Annotated in this window: 13 protein-coding genes; 5 read left to right on the forward strand and 8 right to left on the reverse strand. The window is 68.3% G+C overall.

The genetic code is table 11. The annotated features are described in order from the left end of the window. Positions 1-62 precede the first annotated feature (62 nt). Both dapA and thyX read right to left on the reverse strand, forming a co-directional pair. Complete coding sequence (gene dapA, locus ACQKIP_RS06195; RefSeq protein ID WP_365866705.1) at positions 63-962, reverse strand: 4-hydroxy-tetrahydrodipicolinate synthase; 900 nt, start codon at positions 960-962, stop codon at positions 63-65. 190 nt (positions 963-1152) lie between these two features. Then, positions 1153-1893, reverse strand: a complete 741-nt coding sequence (gene thyX, locus ACQKIP_RS06200) for an FAD-dependent thymidylate synthase (RefSeq protein ID WP_365866703.1) — start codon at positions 1891-1893, stop codon at positions 1153-1155. Between the two features lie 190 nt (positions 1894-2083). Here thyX and ACQKIP_RS06205 point away from each other — a divergent pair, with 190 nt between their 5' ends. Next, entirely contained in the window at positions 2084-2323 is a 240-nt protein-coding gene (locus ACQKIP_RS06205) for a hypothetical protein (RefSeq protein WP_365866701.1), read from the forward strand. 144 nt (positions 2324-2467) lie between these two features. Then, positions 2468-3028, forward strand: coding sequence for a hypothetical protein (locus ACQKIP_RS06210; RefSeq protein WP_365866699.1), 561 nt, complete (start codon positions 2468-2470; stop codon positions 3026-3028). Between the two features lie 21 nt (positions 3029-3049). Here ACQKIP_RS06210 and ACQKIP_RS06215 read toward each other — a convergent pair whose 3' ends face one another. The 6 genes from ACQKIP_RS06215 to ACQKIP_RS06240 form a co-directional block, all read right to left on the reverse strand. Continuing rightward, complete coding sequence (locus ACQKIP_RS06215; protein ID WP_365866697.1) at positions 3050-3502, reverse strand: hypothetical protein; 453 nt, start codon at positions 3500-3502, stop codon at positions 3050-3052. 19 nt (positions 3503-3521) lie between these two features. Further along, positions 3522-4274 carry a 4-hydroxy-tetrahydrodipicolinate reductase gene (gene dapB / locus ACQKIP_RS06220; RefSeq protein ID WP_365866695.1) on the reverse strand — a complete coding sequence of 251 codons (753 nt, stop codon included), beginning with the start codon at positions 4272-4274 and terminating at the stop codon, positions 3522-3524. Between the two features lie 19 nt (positions 4275-4293). Then, positions 4294-5673: a M16 family metallopeptidase gene (locus tag ACQKIP_RS06225; RefSeq protein WP_365866693.1), complete on the reverse strand. Its 1380-nt coding sequence runs from the start codon at positions 5671-5673 to the stop codon at positions 4294-4296. Then, positions 5670-7886 carry a polyribonucleotide nucleotidyltransferase gene (locus tag ACQKIP_RS06230; RefSeq protein WP_365866691.1) on the reverse strand — a complete coding sequence of 739 codons (2217 nt, stop codon included), beginning with the start codon at positions 7884-7886 and terminating at the stop codon, positions 5670-5672. Before ACQKIP_RS06230 ends, ACQKIP_RS06225 begins: the two co-directional genes overlap by 4 nt. 444 nt (positions 7887-8330) lie before the next feature. Then, positions 8331-8618, reverse strand: coding sequence for a 30S ribosomal protein S15 (gene rpsO / locus ACQKIP_RS06235; RefSeq protein ID WP_160507553.1), 288 nt, complete (start codon positions 8616-8618; stop codon positions 8331-8333). A 237-nt stretch (positions 8619-8855) separates the two neighbouring features. Next, on the reverse strand, positions 8856-10325 hold the full coding sequence (locus ACQKIP_RS06240; protein ID WP_427742310.1) for a PQQ-binding-like beta-propeller repeat protein: 1470 nt from the start codon (positions 10323-10325) through the stop codon (positions 8856-8858). Positions 10326-10629: 304 nt separating this feature from the next. Between ACQKIP_RS06240 and ACQKIP_RS06245 the strand changes: the two genes are divergently transcribed. The 3 genes from ACQKIP_RS06245 (at position 10630) to ACQKIP_RS06255 (ending at position 17170) form a co-directional block, all read left to right on the forward strand. Next, complete coding sequence (locus tag ACQKIP_RS06245; protein ID WP_365866687.1) at positions 10630-10929, forward strand: DUF397 domain-containing protein; 300 nt, start codon at positions 10630-10632, stop codon at positions 10927-10929. Between the two features lie 357 nt (positions 10930-11286). Next, positions 11287-14772, forward strand: coding sequence for an SCO5717 family growth-regulating ATPase (locus tag ACQKIP_RS06250; protein WP_365866685.1), 3486 nt, complete (start codon positions 11287-11289; stop codon positions 14770-14772). Between the two features lie 481 nt (positions 14773-15253). After that, the gene (locus tag ACQKIP_RS06255) at positions 15254-17170 is read left to right on the forward strand and encodes an ABC transporter substrate-binding protein (protein ID WP_365866684.1); all 1917 of its coding nucleotides are present in this window, start codon (positions 15254-15256) and stop codon (positions 17168-17170) included. Positions 17171-17172: the final 2 nt, after the last annotated feature.

A 17172-nucleotide genomic window follows, 5' to 3' on the forward strand; every position in this document is an offset into this window, starting at 1 on the left:
GTGCGGGACGGCGTCAGCCGGTGTCCCGCGGTGTTTCGCGTATTCAGTTGTGAAGTCAGTGGTTAGAGCTGTACCCCGCCGGCGGCGAGATCGATCTTGAGCTGGTGCGTCTCGTCGGGCGACAGTTCGACCAGGGGCAGCCGCAGCGGGCCCGCGGGGCGGCCCTGCAGGGTCAGCGCCGCCTTCGTGGTGATCACACCCTGCGTACGGAACATGCCGGTGAAGACCGGGAGCAGCTTCTGGTGGATCTCGGTGGCCTTCTGTACGTCACCGGTGGAGTGCGCGTCGAGCATCGCGCGCAGCTCCGGGGTGACGACGTGGCTGACGACGGAGACGAAGCCGCAGGCGCCGACGGAGAGCAGCGGGAGGTTCAGCATGTCGTCGCCGGAGTACCAGGCGAGGCCGGAGCGGGCGATGGCCCAGCTGGCGCGGCCGAGGTCGCCCTTGGCGTCCTTGTTGGCGACGATCCGGGGGTGCTCGGCGAGACGGACGATCGTCTCGGTGTTGATCGGGACGCCGCTGCGGCCGGGGATGTCGTAGAGCATGACCGGCAGCTCGGTGCTGTCGGCGATCGCGGAGAAGTGCCGGAGCAGGCCCTCCTGCGGGGGCTTGTTGTAGTACGGCGTGACGGTCAGGAGGCCGGTCGCGCCGACGCGCTCGGCGTCGCGGGCGAGCTCGATGCTGTGGCGGGTGTCGTTCGTGCCGACGCCCGCGACGATGTGGGCGCGGTCTCCGACTGCTTCCACTACGGCTCGTACGAGCTCGGCTTTCTCCGCGTTGCTGGTGGTCGGGGACTCGCCGGTGGTGCCGTTGATGACGAGGCCGTCGTTGCCTGCGTCCACCAAGTGGGCGGCGAGTCGCTGCGCGCCGTCGAGGTCGAGTGCGCCGTCCGCCGTAAAGGGCGTGACCATAGCGGTGAGGACCCTGCCGAAGGGGGTCTGCGGAGTGGAGGTCGGAGCCATGGGTAACACGCTACTCGCTGCTCAGCGCGTGGTCCCCCCTCGGGGGATGTGTGCGGACCTGACAAGTGAGGAGCCCGGCACTGCCTGCTCGGGGGTTCAAGCAGTGCCGGGTCCGTTTGATCAGGCTAGATGAACTTCTCGAAATGCCGCAATACGGACACCTCACTCAGCCCACCCGTACATCAGTGCCTTACGGAGCCACACGTCCGTTCTTGTTGAAGGCCGCGTGCGTGAGGGGCATGAGCTTGGCCCACTGCTCCTCCATCTTCTCGCCGACCATCTCGATCTCCCGCTGCGGGAAGGACGGGACCTTGGCGAGCTCGTGCTGGGTGCGCAGGCCGAGGAAGTGCATCAGCGACCGGGCGTTGCACGTGGCGTACATCGACGAGAAGAGGCCGACCGGCAGCACCGCGCGGGCCACTTCGCGGGCCACGCCGGCGGCGAGCATCTCCTGATACGCCTCGTACGCCTGGCGGTAAGAGTCCTCCATGACGCGGCCCGTGAGCTCCTGCTGGGCCTCGGTGCCTTCCACGAAGACGTACTTCCCGGGGCGGCCCTCCTGGACCAGCTTGCGGGAGGCGTCGGGGACGTAGAACGTCGGCTGGAGCTCCCTGTAGCGGCCCGATTCCTCGTTGTACGACCAGCCCACGCGGTGCCGCATGAACTCGCGGAAGACGAAGATGGGGGCGCTGACGAAGAACGTCATCGAGTTGTGCTCGAAGGGGCTGCCGTGGCGGTCCCGCATCAGGTAGTTGATCAAGCCCTTGGAGCGCTCGGGGTCCTTCTGGAGCTCCTCCAGGGACTGCTCTCCCGCAGTGGAGACCCGGGCGGCCCACAGGACGTCGGAGTCGGTCGCGGCATGCTTCACCAGCTCGACGGTGACCTCGCTGCGGAAGCTGGGCTTGAGGTCTTCGGTGGGGGTCTCGCTCACTGGCGGGGTCCTTCCATGTGCATCACTCGGGCGGCGCCCACTCTATGGCCCGGCACTGACAATCGGCCGTTCGGTGCCTCGCCACGACAATCTTCGGCGAATTTGGCGAAACCGGGCACCAATTGGGCGATTCGAGCGTCTGACTGGACAACAGAGTTAAGTTCGAGTCGCGTGAGGAGAAACGCACCCCATGTTCCGTCGGCGCGAGCCCGTCCCGTTCGCCTTCATCGCCGAAGCCGACAAGTTTCGCAGCAACGTCACTCCCCCACCCCGGGAGCGCCCTTCGGCCGCTCAGGTCGTGGGCCGCACCCTGATCGGCCTGGTCGTGGCCGTCGGACTCGCAGGTTCTCTGCTGGTCGGCATGCCTGCCCTCTCACCCGATCAGTCACCCGGGCACACCCAGCAATCCGAGGCCTCGGACGGTCGATGACGCCCGTCACAGCCCGCTGACCCTCCTCCACCGCCCTAATGGCCTGGGAGGTACCCCCTTGGCCCCCCAAGGGTGGTAGCCGTGAGCAGGGCTCGGTAGCCTCACCGGGCACAGCCCGTGCGTGGATCGAGTGAGGATTCAGTCGTGCCCCTGCCCTTTCTGACGGCGGACCGCGCCTTTGACGAGACGGCGGACGACGCCGCGCTGCCGTTCGACGACCGCGACCACTGGCGCCGGCCCTACCGGCCGGGACCGTGGCGGGTGGGGGCGGCCGCGCTGCTTCTGCTGCTCGCCTCGTACGTCCTCGTCGCCGCCGTGATCATCGCGTTCGCGGACTCACTGGCGGGTTCCGCCATCTGTGCGGGGCTCGCGGTGGCCATCATCGCGAGCGCGCTGCGGCTGCTGCGGATGGGCACCTGGGTGAGCGCGCACGGCCTGCGCCGGGTGGCCTTTCTGACGACGCAGACCGTGCCGTGGGCGCAAGTCGCGACCGTGCGCACGGCGCAGCAGCCGGTGCGCTGGCTGGGTCTGCCCCGCACCGTGCAGGGGCAGGCACTCATCCTCGTACGGCGCGATGAGCGGGCCGGGGAGCAGCAGCCGCTGCTCACCGACCGCAACGCAGACTTCATGGCCCGGCACGAGGCCTTCAACCGGGCGGCCGACTCCATCGAGGTGTGGGCCGACGAGTACCGGCGCACTGCCTGAGCCGGACGCCCCCGGCCCGTACTAGACGTTCACCGGCCTGCCCGCGTGCAGCGCGATCGCCCGCTGCATCGCCTTTCGCGCGCGCGGGGTGTCCCTGGCGTCGTGATAGGCGACGGCGAGGCGGAACCAGCAGCGCCAGTCGTCCGGCGCGTCCTCGGTCTCGGCCTTGCGCCTGGCGAAGACCTCGTCGGCCGAGTCGCGGTCGATGCGGCCGCCGGGCGTACGCTTCAACTCGTCCACCGGCAGGCCGCCTTCGGCCTCGAGCTCGGCGGCCAGGCGATTGGCGCGCTGGACGAACTGGGTGTTCTTCCAGAGGAACCAGACGCCGATGAACGGCAGGATAAGCACCGCGACACCGAAGGTGACGGTGAGCGCGGTGCCGTGCTGTATCAGGAGCACGCCGCGGCTGCCGACCAGGACGAAGTAGACGACCAGGACGGCAGCCGTGACGGCGTAAGTGATCTTTGCTCGCATGAGGGTCAGCCGGTCCGCGTCAGTTCAGATCCAGGAAGTGTTCCAGGCCGAACGTCAGGCCCGGAGTGCTCACCACACGGCGTACGCCGAGCAGGATGCCCGGCATGAAGCTGCTGTGGTGCAGCGAGTCGTGCCGGACGGTGAGCGTCTCGCCCTCGCCGCCGAGCAGCACCTCCTGGTGGGCCAGGAGGCCGCGAAGGCGCACGGAGTGCACCGGCACGCCGTCGACGTCCGCGCCGCGGGCGCCGTCGAGCGCGGTCGCCGTGGCGTCCGGCTGCGGGGCGCTGCCCGCTTCCCGGCGCGCCTCGGCGATGAGCTGGGCGGTGCGCGTGGCGGTGCCGCTGGGGGCGTCCGCCTTGTTCGGGTGGTGCAGCTCGATGAGCTCGACGGACTCGAAGTACGGCGCCGCGATCTGCGCGAACTTCATGCTGAGGACCGCGCCGATGGAGAAGTTCGGGGCGATCAGGACGCCCGTCTGCGGCGTTGCGGCCAGCGAGGTCTCCAGCCGCGCGACACGCTCGTCGGTCCAGCCCGTCGTACCGACCACGGCGTGGATGCCGTGCCGGACGCAGAAGTCCAGGTTGTCCATCACCGAGTCGGGGTTGGTCAGTTCCACCACGACCTGTGCGCCGGTCTCCACCAGCGCGTCCAGCTGGTCGCCACGGCCGAGCGCGGCGACCAGCTCCAGGTCCTCGGCGGCCTCGACGGCTCGGACTGCCTCGGAGCCGATCCGGCCCTTGGCTCCGACGACCGCCACGCGCAGCTTGCTCATGTTCCTGATTCCTTAGGGGTTAGGAGACCGCTTCGTGCAGGCGGGCGGCCTGCTTGTCCTTGAGCGGACCGATGGCCGACAGCGAGGGACGGTGGCCGAGGACCTCGCGGGCGACCTCACGGACGTCGTCCGGGGTGACCGCCGCGATCTTGGCCAGCATGTCGTCGACGGACATCTGCTCGCCCCAGCACAGCTCGCTCTTGCCGATACGGTTCATCAGCGCGCCGGTGTCCTCGAGACCGAGGACGGTGGAGCCCGCGAGCTGGCCGATCGCGCGGCTGATCTCGTCGTCGCTCAGACCGTGCTGCGCGACCTGGTCGAGTTCGTCGCGGCAGATCTTCAGTACGTCGTGCACCTGGCTCGGGCGGCAGCCCGCGTACACGCCGAAGAGGCCGGTGTCGGCGAAGCCCGAGGTGTACGAGTACACGCTGTAGGCCAGGCCGCGCTTCTCGCGGACCTCCTGGAACAGGCGCGACGACATGCCGCCGCCAAGCGCGGTGTTCAGGACGCCCATGGCCCAGCGGCGCTCGTCGGTGCGGGCCAGGCCCGGCATGCCGAGGATGACGTGGGCCTGCTCGGTCTTGCGGTTGATGACCTCGACGCGGCCCGCCGTGCGCAGCGCGCGGGAGCCCTGGCGCGGGATGACCGGCGTCGCGTCGGTGCGGTGCAGGGCGCCCGCCTTCTCGAAGGCGGCACGGACCTGGCGTACGACCTTGTTGTGGTCGACGTTGCCCGCGGCGGCGACCACGAGGTGGGTCGGGTCGTAGTGCTTCTTGTAGAAGCGGCGGATCCGCTCGGCGGTGAGGGCGTTGACCGTCTCCTCCGTGCCGAGAACCGGGCGGCCCAGAGGCGTGTCGCCGAGCATCGTGTGCGCGAACAGGTCGTGCACGCAGTCGCCCGGGTCGTCCTCGGTCATCGCGATCTCTTCGAGGATGACGCCGCGCTCGGCGTCGACGTCCTCCTGGAGGATCAGGGAGCCCGTCAGCATGTCGCAGACGACGTCGATGGCGAGCGGCAGGTCGGTGTCGAGCACGCGTGCGTAGTAGCACGTGTACTCCTTCGCCGTGAACGCGTTCATCTCGCCGCCGACCGCGTCCAGCGCGGCCGAGATGTCGAGGGCGCTGCGCTTCTTGGTGCCCTTGAAGAGCAGGTGCTCCAAGTAATGCGTGGCGCCGTTCAGGGCCGGGGTCTCGTCGCGGGATCCGACGTTCGCCCAGATCCCGAAGGTCGCGGAGCGTACGGAGGGCAGGGTCTCGGTGACGACGCGCAGGCCGCCCGGAAGCGTCGTACGGCGGACCGTGCCGATGCCGTCCTTGCCCTTGAGGAGGGTTTGGGTACGGGCGACGGCCCGCCCCTCCGAAGAGGGGCGGGCCGTCGTCGTGGTGCTACGCGACGTCACTTGTCGGTGTCGTCCTTCGAGTCGTCGCCCTCTTCGCCCTCGACCACGGGGATGAGGGAGAGCTTGCCGCGGGAGTCGATCTCGGCGATCTCGACCTGGACCTTCTGGCCCACACCGAGGACGTCCTCGACGTTCTCCACGCGCTTGCCGCCGGCGAGCTTGCGGATCTGCGAGATGTGCAGCAGACCGTCCTTGCCCGGGAGCAGGGACACGAACGCACCGAAGGTCGTCGTCTTCACGACGGTGCCCAGGTAGCGCTCGCCGACCTCCGGCATGGTCGGGTTGGCGATGCCGTTGATCGTGGCGCGGGCGGCCTCGGCGGCCGGGCCGTCGGCGGCACCGATGTAGATGGTGCCGTCGTCCTCGATCGTGATGTCGGCGCCGGTGTCCTCCTGGATCTGGTTGATCATCTTGCCCTTCGGGCCGATGACCTCACCGATCTTGTCCACCGGGATCTTGACGGTGATGATGCGCGGCGCGTTCGGGGACATCTCGTCCGGAACGTCGATCGCCTCGTTCATCACGTCGAGGATGTGCAGACGCGCGTCGCGGGCCTGCTTCAGCGCGGCGGCCAGGACCGAGGCGGGGATGCCGTCGAGCTTGGTGTCGAGCTGGAGCGCGGTCACGAACTGCTTCGTACCGGCGACCTTGAAGTCCATGTCACCGAACGCGTCCTCCGCACCGAGGATGTCGGTGAGGGCGACGTAGTGCGTCTGGCCGTCGATCTCCTGGGAGATCAGACCCATGGCGATACCGGCGACGGCGGCCTTCAGCGGCACACCGGCGTTGAGCAGCGACATCGTCGAGGCACAGACCGAGCCCATGGACGTCGAGCCGTTCGAACCGAGGGCCTCGGAGACCTGACGGATCGCGTACGGGAACTCCTCGCGCGAGGGGAGGACCGGCACGATCGCGCGCTCGGCGAGCGCGCCGTGGCCGATCTCGCGGCGCTTGGGCGAACCCACGCGGCCGGTCTCGCCGACCGAGTACGGCGGGAAGTTGTAGTTGTGCATGTAGCGCTTGCGCGTCACCGGGGAGAGGGTGTCGAGCTGCTGCTCCATGCGGAGCATGTTGAGGGTGGTGACGCCCAGGATCTGGGTCTCGCCACGCTCGAACAGCGCCGAACCGTGCACGCGCGGGATGGCCTCGACCTCGGCGGCGAGCGTACGGATGTCCGTGACGCCACGGCCGTCGATGCGGACCTTGTCCTTGATGACGCGCTCGCGGACCAGCTTCTTGGTCAGCGCGCGGTACGCACCGGAGATCTCCTTCTCGCGGCCCTCGAACTGCGGGAGCAGCTTCTCGGAGGCGATCTCCTTGACGCGGTCCAGCTCGGCCTCGCGCTCCTGCTTGCCGGCGATGGTCAGGGCCTGGGAGAGCTCCGACTTCACGGCGGCGGTCAGGGCCTCAAGGACGTCGTCCTGGTAGTCCAGGAAGACCGGGAACTCGCCGGTGGGCTTGGCGGCCTTGGCGGCGAGGTCCGACTGGGCCTTGCAGAGGGCCTTGATGAAGGGCTTCGCGGCCTCGAGACCGGCGGCGACGACCTCTTCGGTCGGGGCCTCGGCGCCGTCCTTCACCAGCTGGACGGTCTTCTCGGTGGCCTCGGCCTCGACCATCATGATCGCGACGTCGCCGTCCTCGAGGACGCGACCGGCGACGACCATGTCGAAGACGGCGTCCTCGAGCTCGGTGTGCGTCGGGAAGGCGACCCACTGGCCCTTGATGAGCGCCACGCGCGTGCCGCCGATCGGGCCCGAGAAGGGCAGGCCGGCCAGCTGCGTGGAGCAGGAGGCGGCGTTGATCGCGACCACGTCGTACAGGTGGTCGGGGTTGAGCGCCATGATCGTCTCGACGATCTGGATCTCGTTGCGCAGGCCCTTCTTGAAGGAAGGACGCAGCGGGCGGTCGATCAGGCGGCAGGTCAGGATCGCGTCCTCGGAGGGACGGCCCTCACGGCGGAAGAACGAACCGGGGATCTTGCCGGCGGCGTACTGCCGCTCCTCGACGTCCACCGTGAGCGGGAAGAAGTCGAGCTGGTCCTTGGGCCGCTTGGAAGCGGAGGTGGCCGACAGCACCATGGTGTCGTCGTCCAGGTACGCGACGGCGGAGCCTGCGGCCTGCTTGGCCAGGCGGCCCGTCTCGAAGCGGATGGTGCGGGTGCCGAAAGTGCCGTTGTCGATAACAGCCTCGGCGTAGTGGGTCTCGTTCTCCACTAGCGTTTTCTCCGTTACTTGTCGTCTTTCGTCCCCCTGGCCCGTGTGGCACGGGGACGGTGGCGGAGAAGCGCTCCTACTGGTGCGGGCCGGTCTTCGATCGAAGCACCCGGGGGTACTCGATTGCTCGCGGCTCGATGCCCGAGCTTTCGCTGTACCCCGGGGGCCACTACCGAGGACCGGCGGCGGCTTTCCTTGAGGTGCGCTTCTCCTCGTTCGGTGACGTCGTCTCGTCGCCATGTGCGACGCCGTTACGTCTTCGAACCGTGCAGTCCGATTCTGCCCAGTCCGGTATGGGTGTGCGTATGACGTTGTGCGACCAGACTACAAAGCGGCGGTGACACTTCGCACGTAGAGCGTGCGTGCGTCACTGCCGGCACCGGTCGTGCATACAGCAAAGGGAGCGATCCCCTCTTGCGTGGGAACCGCCCCCTTCACGATGACTTACTTGGCGCCCGCCGCACCGCGACGGATGCCCAGACGGTCCACCAGCGCACGGAAGCGCTTGATGTCCTTCTTGGCCAGGTACTGCAGCAGGCGGCGGCGCTGGCCGACCAGGATCAGCAGACCACGACGGGAGTGGTGGTCGTGCTTGTGGGTCTTGAGGTGCTCGGTCAGGTCCGAGATGCGGCGGGAGAGCATGGCGACCTGGACCTCGGGGGAGCCGGTGTCGCCCTCCTTCTGGCCGAACTCGGTCATGATCTGCTTCTTCGTAGCGGCGTCGAGCGACACGCTTACTCCTCGTAGTCTTTTCGTGGCCACCGAGTGCCCCTGGTCTCAGTCTCAGGGGAGCTTCCGTAACTCGGGAGGCGAGGTCCGCTGGGCGCTGTCTCCAGGTCCTCAGCTGAGGGGGTCCGGGGACGCGTACACATACGGCCGCTACACAGGGTACCAGTCGGCTTGGGGGCGGCAGACGGGGGCCGGGGCTTCGGCCGGGGTGCCAGGGCTTTCGCCGCAGGGGCTCGCGCCTCAGGCTCCTTCGAAACCGAGGGCGCCGAGGGCCGTTCCCTCCCAGGGTCCGCCGTTCTCGGCGGTCAGCTCTCGGGGAGCGAAGAAGATGCGGCCGTCCTCAAGGAGGATCTCACTCTGCTTCGGATCCTCCAATTTGCCGCGGTCCGGCATACCGAAGAGGAGAAACGGGGTCTCCTTGCCCGTACGCGGATCCAGGCTCAGCACCGCCGCCGGCGCGAAGCCATCGCTGCTCGGCCGGAATGCGAGAAGCTTCCCGCCGCTCACCCTCAAGGGATGGATCGGGAGGTCCGGTTTCGAGTCGAACTTCCTGACCGTCTTTCCCGTCTTGAGGTCGTACGAGACGATCCAGTTGTCCGCGAGCCTCCCCTCATCCGTCGCGACGAACAACTGATCCTTTCCGACCACGATTGCGTCACACGACTCGACACCCGAGACGACGGGTTTGTAGCAGTTGTCCAGGAATCGATCTTCCGGCATGTTGATCGTGGCCCGGTAATCGCCGTGATCATCGAGGGTGATCAAGTTCGTCACGGTGAGTTCCCCCGCCGAGACAGCTAGTACCGCAGGGTCGGACGACACCAGATAGACGCGTCCTACGCCGCGGGTCACCTTGTATGTCCACTCCGCCTTACCCGTCCGGGGCCTCAGCTTCTGGACCTTGAACTGGGGCTCCGCACCGTCCCCGCACTGGGTCAACGCGAGCAGGTCCCGACCACCCGCGAAGCCCAGATCACGGCACTCCCCCGTGCCCAGGCTCGACCAGAGCTGCCGTCCACGCTTCATGTCGTACGCGACCGAGCCGTAGCCCCATGCGACGGCCACCGTGCCACGCGCCATGGTCACGTTGGTGTTGGGCGCGAAGGCTCCCTTGGCGTCGGGCAGCTTCACCTGCCACAACTTCTTGCCGGTGTTCAGGTCGATGAAGGCGAGCTGGGTGCAGGAGTACTCGTCCTTGGCGTCGGCTTCGGAGTCCTTGTCCTTCTTGTCCTTGCCTTTCTTGGACTTCTTGGACTTGCCCTTCCCCTTGTCGTCCTTCTTCTTGTCGTCCTCGTCCGCCTTGTTCTCACGCTCCTGAAGGAGGACTGCCGTGCGGCCGTCGGCGGTGACGTGGCGCGTGGTGTCACAGATCGGGCCGGTCAGCTCGGTTGACCAGTCCTCTTCGAATGCGCCGAACTTGAAGCCCTTGAGCGTGTTGCCGACTCCCCGGACGAAGTTCTTGTCCGTGGCCCATGCGCCGGGCGCGTGCGCGGAATCCCTCTTGAACCTCTTCTTGAACTCGTCCTCGTTGTAGTCGATGACAAGACGACCCTCCGGCGTCCGGGGGGTCTTCTCGACGGTGTCCCGGATGTCGTCCGGTGCCTGCGGGGCGGCCGTCGGCTTCTTCGCTGGTTGCGGATCATCGTCGGCCACTGCCCAGAAGACACCGCCGCCCATGCACAGGACGGCCGCCAACGCAACGGCCAGCATCCTCGTACGACGCCTCTTGTTCGCCCTGTCCGCGGAGAGCGCGGACTGGGTGAAGGGTGAAGGGGATGGGCCGTAGCTCATGCTGGGTGCCTTTCTTGCACAGGGCCAACCGCGGTCAACTGGGTGCTGAGCGCGCCTCATTGAACATCACCGGTCCGACATGCAGCGGCTCAGGAGGCGCGGGCGGCCCGCGCACACCTTGACCTGAACCCCTGGTGACAGGGTCATTGCCCTGCGTACGAACCGGCCTCCAAGTAGGCTGAGCCAACGGTTGGTTCGCTCATGTGGAAGGGGCCGCTGCACCATGGCCGAGGCACTGGACGAGGACGTCAAGGCTCGCAAGGAACGCGAGAAGAACGAGCTTTACGCTCTCGACATCTCCGGCGTGGAGTGGCACAGCGCACCGGGCACCGAAGCGCACGAGGAGCGGGTAGAGATCGCGTACCTGCCGGACGGCGCCGTGGCCATGCGGTCGTCGATCGAGCCCGAGACGGTGCTGCGCTATACGGAAGCGGAGTGGCGGGCGTTTGTGCTCGGGGCCAGGGACGGGGAGTTCGATCTGGAGCCTGCGCCGGAGGGTGGCGGGAGCCGGGACGCGGACTGACCTGAGGGTGGCCTGAGGGCCGCCTCAGCAGCGGGGCAGCGTCGGGCGAGCCGCGGGGCAACATCGGGCGAGCTTACGAATTAGCCCGCAATTGTCGCTCGTTGATTGATTTGTCCGTCACGGTTCGGGATGCGGGGATCGCTCCTGTGAGGAGCGTGACGGAAAGGACAACATTCGTGGGGCGGGCTGCCCTGCCGTGCCGGTGGTTTTGGTGATTAGGCTGGGACAGGGCGCGACGCCAGAACCCACGAGTGGGTCGTGCGCGTCCCCAACGGGGAGAGCCATGGCGGATCGGACGACAGAAACGGTCGCCCTCCCACCACGGCACGAGGGTGCTCGACCACATCAGGAGGCATTGTGAACAGCGATCGGGACGAGATCCGCGGGGGCTGGGATTCACCCGTCGATGATCAGTCCGACGCGGAGTCCGCTGCCGAGACGACGGGCGAGTTCACCATCGACTACGCCCCTCCTGCCTGGTACACGCAGAACGCGTCCGGCAGTGCGGGGGAGACTCCCTCGGCTTCGCCTGCGTCTTCGGCGGCCCCTGAGCCTCCGGCCGCTTCCGAGTCTCCGGCCGCGCCTGTGTTTCCGGCTGCTTCTGAGTCTCCGGCCGCGCCTGCGTTTCCTGTGACGCCTCCGCCTGCTTCTCCGCCTGCGGCTTCCGCTGAGCCGGCTGCTCCGCCCGTGGCTCCTGAGCCTCCGGCTCCGCCGGTCGGGTTCCCTTCCGCTGTACCGAAGCTGCCCGTGGGGAGCGGGTTCCAGCCGCAGCAGCCCGAGCCTGCTTCGCCTCCGGCCGCGACTCCTTCTCCAGCTCCGGCTGGTTCCGAGGGTGGGGCGCCTTCGGGGGGTGCTGCGGACTGGGGTAGTGCTGTTGCTGGTGTTGCCTCCTCCGTCCATGTGACTGGTGTTGTGCCCAAGCCCGAGGTCGCGCCGGAGAAGCCCGAGGTCGCTCCCGAGCCGGAGCCCGAGCCGGAACCCGAGCATGCGTCCGCGTCTCCCGCTGTGGTCGAGCCCATCGCCGACAGCAGTGGCGATCTGGAGAGCGGCGCCACCATGCGGTTCTCCGCCGTCGCCTTGAAGCGGGAGATCGAAGAGCGGGCTGCCGCGGAAGCTTCGCGGGACGACTCGGAGAAGACTGACCTTGCTCCCTCTGAGGCCGCAGATGCGTCGGCGATCTCAGAGACCTCGGAGGCCTCGAAGGCCTCCGACGAGGAGGAGTCGGAGTCCGGCTCCGATGAGGGTGAGCTTGGGCTTGCCGATGAGAGCGGTGTGTCCGGACTCGACGGCGATGCGCCTGTCGAAGAGGCAGAAGCCGCCTCTGCCGGTGAGGTGAGCTCCGGCGTTGTCGATGCAGCCTCGGACGTCGATGACTCCGATGGGTCGGATGCGTCCGGTGCGTCTGATGAGCCGGATGTTGCGGATGAGATCCGGGATGCCGTTCCGCAGGATGCTGTGCCTGCTGCGTCCGTCGACGATGTCCAGGACTCCGTTCCGCCGTCCTGGACTCCGCCGCCCGCGCCGCACGGTGGGCTTCCGCCGCTGCCGCCCGCCTTCCAGCCCGCCGCGCCTACGTCCGCGCCGCAGTGGCCGGTCCCCGCGCAGGCCTCCACGCCTCCGCCGGCGGAGCCTGAGGCGCAGCCGGCTGCCGAGCCCGTGCAGCCGCCGGTGCCGCAGCAGGCTGAGCCCGCTCCTGCGCCCGCCCCTGCCCCCGTACAGCCGCAGGCTCCTCAGATGGCGCCTCCTGCGTGGCCTTCTCCGACCGGGCCGGTGGCTCCTTCGCCGGTCGCGCCCGCGCCCGCGCCGGCCGCCGATACTCCGGTGCCGCCGAGTGGGTACGGATTCCCGCAGGCCAGTGCGCCTGCCGCTGCTCCCGCGGCACCCGCTCCGGCTCCGGCTCCGGCTCCGGCTCCGGCTCCGGCTCCGGCTCCGGCTTCCGATGCTCCGGTGCCGCCGAGCGGGTACGGGTTCCCGCAGGCCGGTGCGCCTGCGCCTGCCCCTGCTCCCGTGGCGCCTGCTCCGGCTCCGGGGCCCGCCGCTCCTCCGCAGCAGGGCAGTTACGGCTTCCCCCAGCAGGGTGGCGCGCCCATGCCGCCGAGCGGGTACGGGTTCCCGCAGCAGGGTGCACCCGCTCCGGCCAATCCCAACCCCCCTGCCCCGCAAGGCAGTTACGGGTTCCCGCAGCCGCCCGCGCCGCAGGCCCAGCAGCCGCTTCCGCCCGCCGTCGCGCAGCAGCAGGCCCCGCAGGCGCAGCCGCCGGCTCCCGTCCAGCCGCAGCAGCCGCTTCCGGCCCAGCAGCAGCCCCAGGCTCAGCCCCAGCCGCAGGCACAACCCCCTGCTCAGGGTCAGCCCCCGGCTCAGCCCCAGCCGCCCATCGACCCCCGCACCGGTGCGGCCTGGCCGCAGGCCGTGCAGCATGATCAGCGGGAGCGGACCAATCCCGGTGCGCCGCTCGGGTACACGGCCGCCGTCGAGTTGTCCTCCGACCGGCTGCTGCGCAACAACAAGCCGAAGGCCAAGAGCAGCCGGCCCGCAAGCGGTGGGTCGCGGTTCAAGCTGGGCGGCAAGAAGGAAGAGGCCGAGCGGCAGCGGAAGTTGGAGCTGATCCGGACTCCGGTGCTGTCCTGCTACCGCATCGCCGTCATCAGCCTCAAGGGTGGCGTCGGCAAGACGACCACCACCACCGCGCTCGGGTCCACGCTCGCCACCGAGCGGCAGGACAAGATCCTTGCCATCGACGCCAACCCCGACGCCGGTACGCTCGGGCGCCGCGTGCGGCGCGAGACCGGGGCCACCATCCGTGACCTCGTCCAGGCGATCCCGTACCTCAACTCGTACATGGACATCCGGCGCTTCACCTCGCAGGCCGCGTCCGGGCTCGAGATCATCGCCAATGACGTCGATCCGGCCGTGTCGACCACGTTCAACGACGAGGACTACCGGCGCGCCATTGATGTGCTGGGGAAGCAGTATCCGATCATCCTGACCGACTCCGGTACGGGGCTGCTCTACAGTGCCATGCGGGGGGTTCTCGACCTCGCCGATCAGTTGATCATTATTTCGACGCCGTCCGTGGACGGGGCCAGCAGTGCGTCGACGACCTTGGACTGGTTGTCGGCCCATGGGTACGCCGATCTTGTCTCGCGGTCCATCACCGTCATCTCCGGCGTGCGTGAGACCGGGAAGATGATCAAGGTCGACGACATCGTGTCGCACTTCGAGACGCGGTGCCGGGGCGTTGTCGTCATTCCGTTCGACGAGCATCTCGCCGCTGGTGCCGAGGTTGATCTCGACATGATGCGGCCGAAGGTGCGGGAGGCGTACTTCAACCTTTCCGCGATGGTCGCGGAGGACTTTGTGCGGGCTCAGCAGCAGCAGGGGTTGTGGACCTCCGACGGGAATCCGCCGCCGGTCGTGGCTCCGCCCATGCCCGGGCAGGGCGGGTATCCGGGTCCCGGGCAGCAGGGGGGTGTGCCTCAGCAGGGGGCCGTGCCTCAGCAGCAGGGGCCCGTTCCCGGGCAGCAGCCGTACGGTGGGCAGCCGCAGCAGCCGTACGCTCCTCAGCAGCCCCAGCCCCAGCCTCAGCCGCCGCAGCAGCCCGGCGGGCAGCCCTATCCGCAGCAGCCGGGGGCGCCTCAGGGGTGGCAGAACGCCGCGCCTCCGCAGGCGCCTCCGGCGGTGGGGCCGGGGCAGCCGTTCCAGGCGCCTGCGCCTCAGGGGCAGCAGCCGCAGCCTCCGCAGCAGGGGCAGCAGCCTCCGGCGCCGGTTCAGCCCGGGCAGCCGTTCCAGCCCGGAGCGCCTTATCAGCCGCAGCCTCCGGCGCCGGAAGCGCCGCAGCAGTAGCCTCCGCTTGACTCAACTGGGCCCGTACCGAACCTCGGTGCGGGCCCAGTTGCGTTCTCCGGCACCCTGCGGTCTTCGTCGCCGAACAGACTTTCCCGCCCACCCTCCCGTTTACCCCGCAGCCTTGCCCGAGTGCCGAAGGGAACGGAGGGCGGTAGGGCAGGCAAGCCAGCGCGTGGGGCAAGCCAACGCGCCGGATGCTCGGGCGAGTGCCGGTCCCGGGGGCGCCCCCCGTGCCCCACCCCTACCCCCCGCCCCCACCTGCCCCTCCCCCCGCCGTCACCCCCCGACCAGCCATGCTTCACAGGTCTTGACCAATGCGGATGAAATACGGGTCAACTCGTTATTTCCGCAGGCCACATGGGGTTCACCTGCCGTTGACTGACGCAGACTGGCGCTGGTAAACACACTCATCAACCAGCTGGCGTTACTTGATCAACCAGCCATCTCTGCGCGAGCGATGACGCGAGGTCACCGACCCATGGATACACAAGATCAGCACGGCAGAACACGGTCTCACCGGTCTCACCCCACCTCTCCCCCCACTCACGAGGGGCCTCCGAAGTCAGCACTCCGCCGCCGGCTCCTCGTGGCCGCCGGTGCCGGAGCCGGAGCCCTCGCCCTCACCGCCGGGCTCGCCTCCCCCCTCAACCCGGCGCCCCAGCAGGCCGAGGCAAAGGCGGACGGCAAGAAGACCCTCACCGTCGCGGTGGCCCAGAGCGTCGACTCGCTCAGCCCCTTCCTCGCCCAGCGGCTGCTCAGCACCAGCATCCACCGGCTCACGTACGAGTACCTGACGAACTACGACGCCAAGGACAACCACGCGATCCCCGGCTTCGCCACCAAGTGGGAGCCCTCCGCGGACAAGCTGACCTGGACGTACACCATCCGGGACAACTCGAAATGGTCGGACGGCAAGAAGGCGACCGCCGAGGACGCGGCCTGGACGTTCAACAAGGTGATGTCCAAGGAGGGCACCGCCACCGCCAACTCCGGGTTCGTCGCAAACTTCAAGAAGGTGACCGCCCCCAGCCCCACCAAGCTGGTCATCGAGCTGAAGAAGCCGCAGGCCACGATGGCCGCCCTCGACGTGCCGATCGTCCCGAAACACGTATGGGAGAAGGTCGACGACGTCTCCAAGTACAACAACGACGACTCCTTCCCCATCGTCGGCAACGGCCCCTTCGTCCTCACCGACTACAAGACCGACCAGTACGTGAAGCTGAAGGCCAACAAGGACTTCTGGCGCGGCGCGCCCAAGTTCGACGAGCTGGTCTTCAAGACGTACAAGGACCAGGACGCGGCCGTCGCGGCGCTCAAGAAGGGCGAGGTGTCCTTCGTCGCCGGTCAGCCCGCGCTGACGCCCGCTCAGGCCCGCGAGCTCAAGGGCACGGAGAACGTCAAGGTGAACGAGGGGCCCGGTCGGCGCTTCTTCGCGCTCGCCACCAACCCCGGCGCCCAGACTCGCGACCGCAAGAAGTTCGGTGACGGGAACAAGGCGCTCCTGGACAAGAAGGTGCGTCAGGCGCTCTTCCTCTCCGTGGACCGTGAGGCGCTGGTCGACAAGGTCTTCCAGGGACAGGCCGTCGAGGGCGAGGGGTATATCCCGCCGCGCTTCTCCGAGTACGCCTGGAAGCCCTCCGCCGACCAGAAGCTGTCATACGACCCGAAGAAGGCGGCCCAGCTCCTCGACGAGGCGGGCTACAAGAAGAACGGTGACGGCAAGCGCGTCGGCAAGGACGGCAAGCCGCTCGACTTCCGCATCCTCTGCCACGCCACCGACCCGAACGACAAGGCCGTGGGCAAGTATCTGAAGGAGTGGTGGGGCGATCTCGGGATCGGGCTCAAGGTCAACTGTCTCGACGACGTCTCCGTGCCCTGGTACGCGGGTGAGTACGATCTCGCGTTCGACGGCTGGTCGGTCAACCCCGACCCGGACTTCGTCCTCGGCATCCACTCCTGCGCCGCGCTCCCGGTGAAGGCCAAGGAGAGCGCCGCGACCGACAACTTCATCTGCGACAAGAAATACGACGAGCTCTACAACAAGCAGCTCGCGGAGTACGACCCGGACAAGCGCGCCGAGACCGTCAAGGAAATGCAGTCCTGGCTCTACGACTCCGGGTACATGAACATCCTCGCGTACCCGAACGCCGTCGAGGCCTACCGCACCGACCAGATCAAGTCCATCACCACCATGCCGACGGCCGCCGGCAACATCTACGGTCAGGACGGTTACTGGTCCTGGTGGTCAGCGGTGCCCGCAGATGGGAAGAGTTCCTCCAAGGACGGAAGCTCGACCGGTGTCATCATCGGTATCGCCGCCGCCGCGGTGGTGCTCGTCGGCGGAGGAGTCCTGTTCGCCCTGCGCCGCCGTTCGACCGCAGAGGACCGCGAGTAACG

The organism is Streptomyces sp. NPDC059900 (assembly GCF_050270335.1).
Classification (GTDB): Bacteria; Actinomycetota; Actinomycetes; order Streptomycetales; family Streptomycetaceae; genus Streptomyces.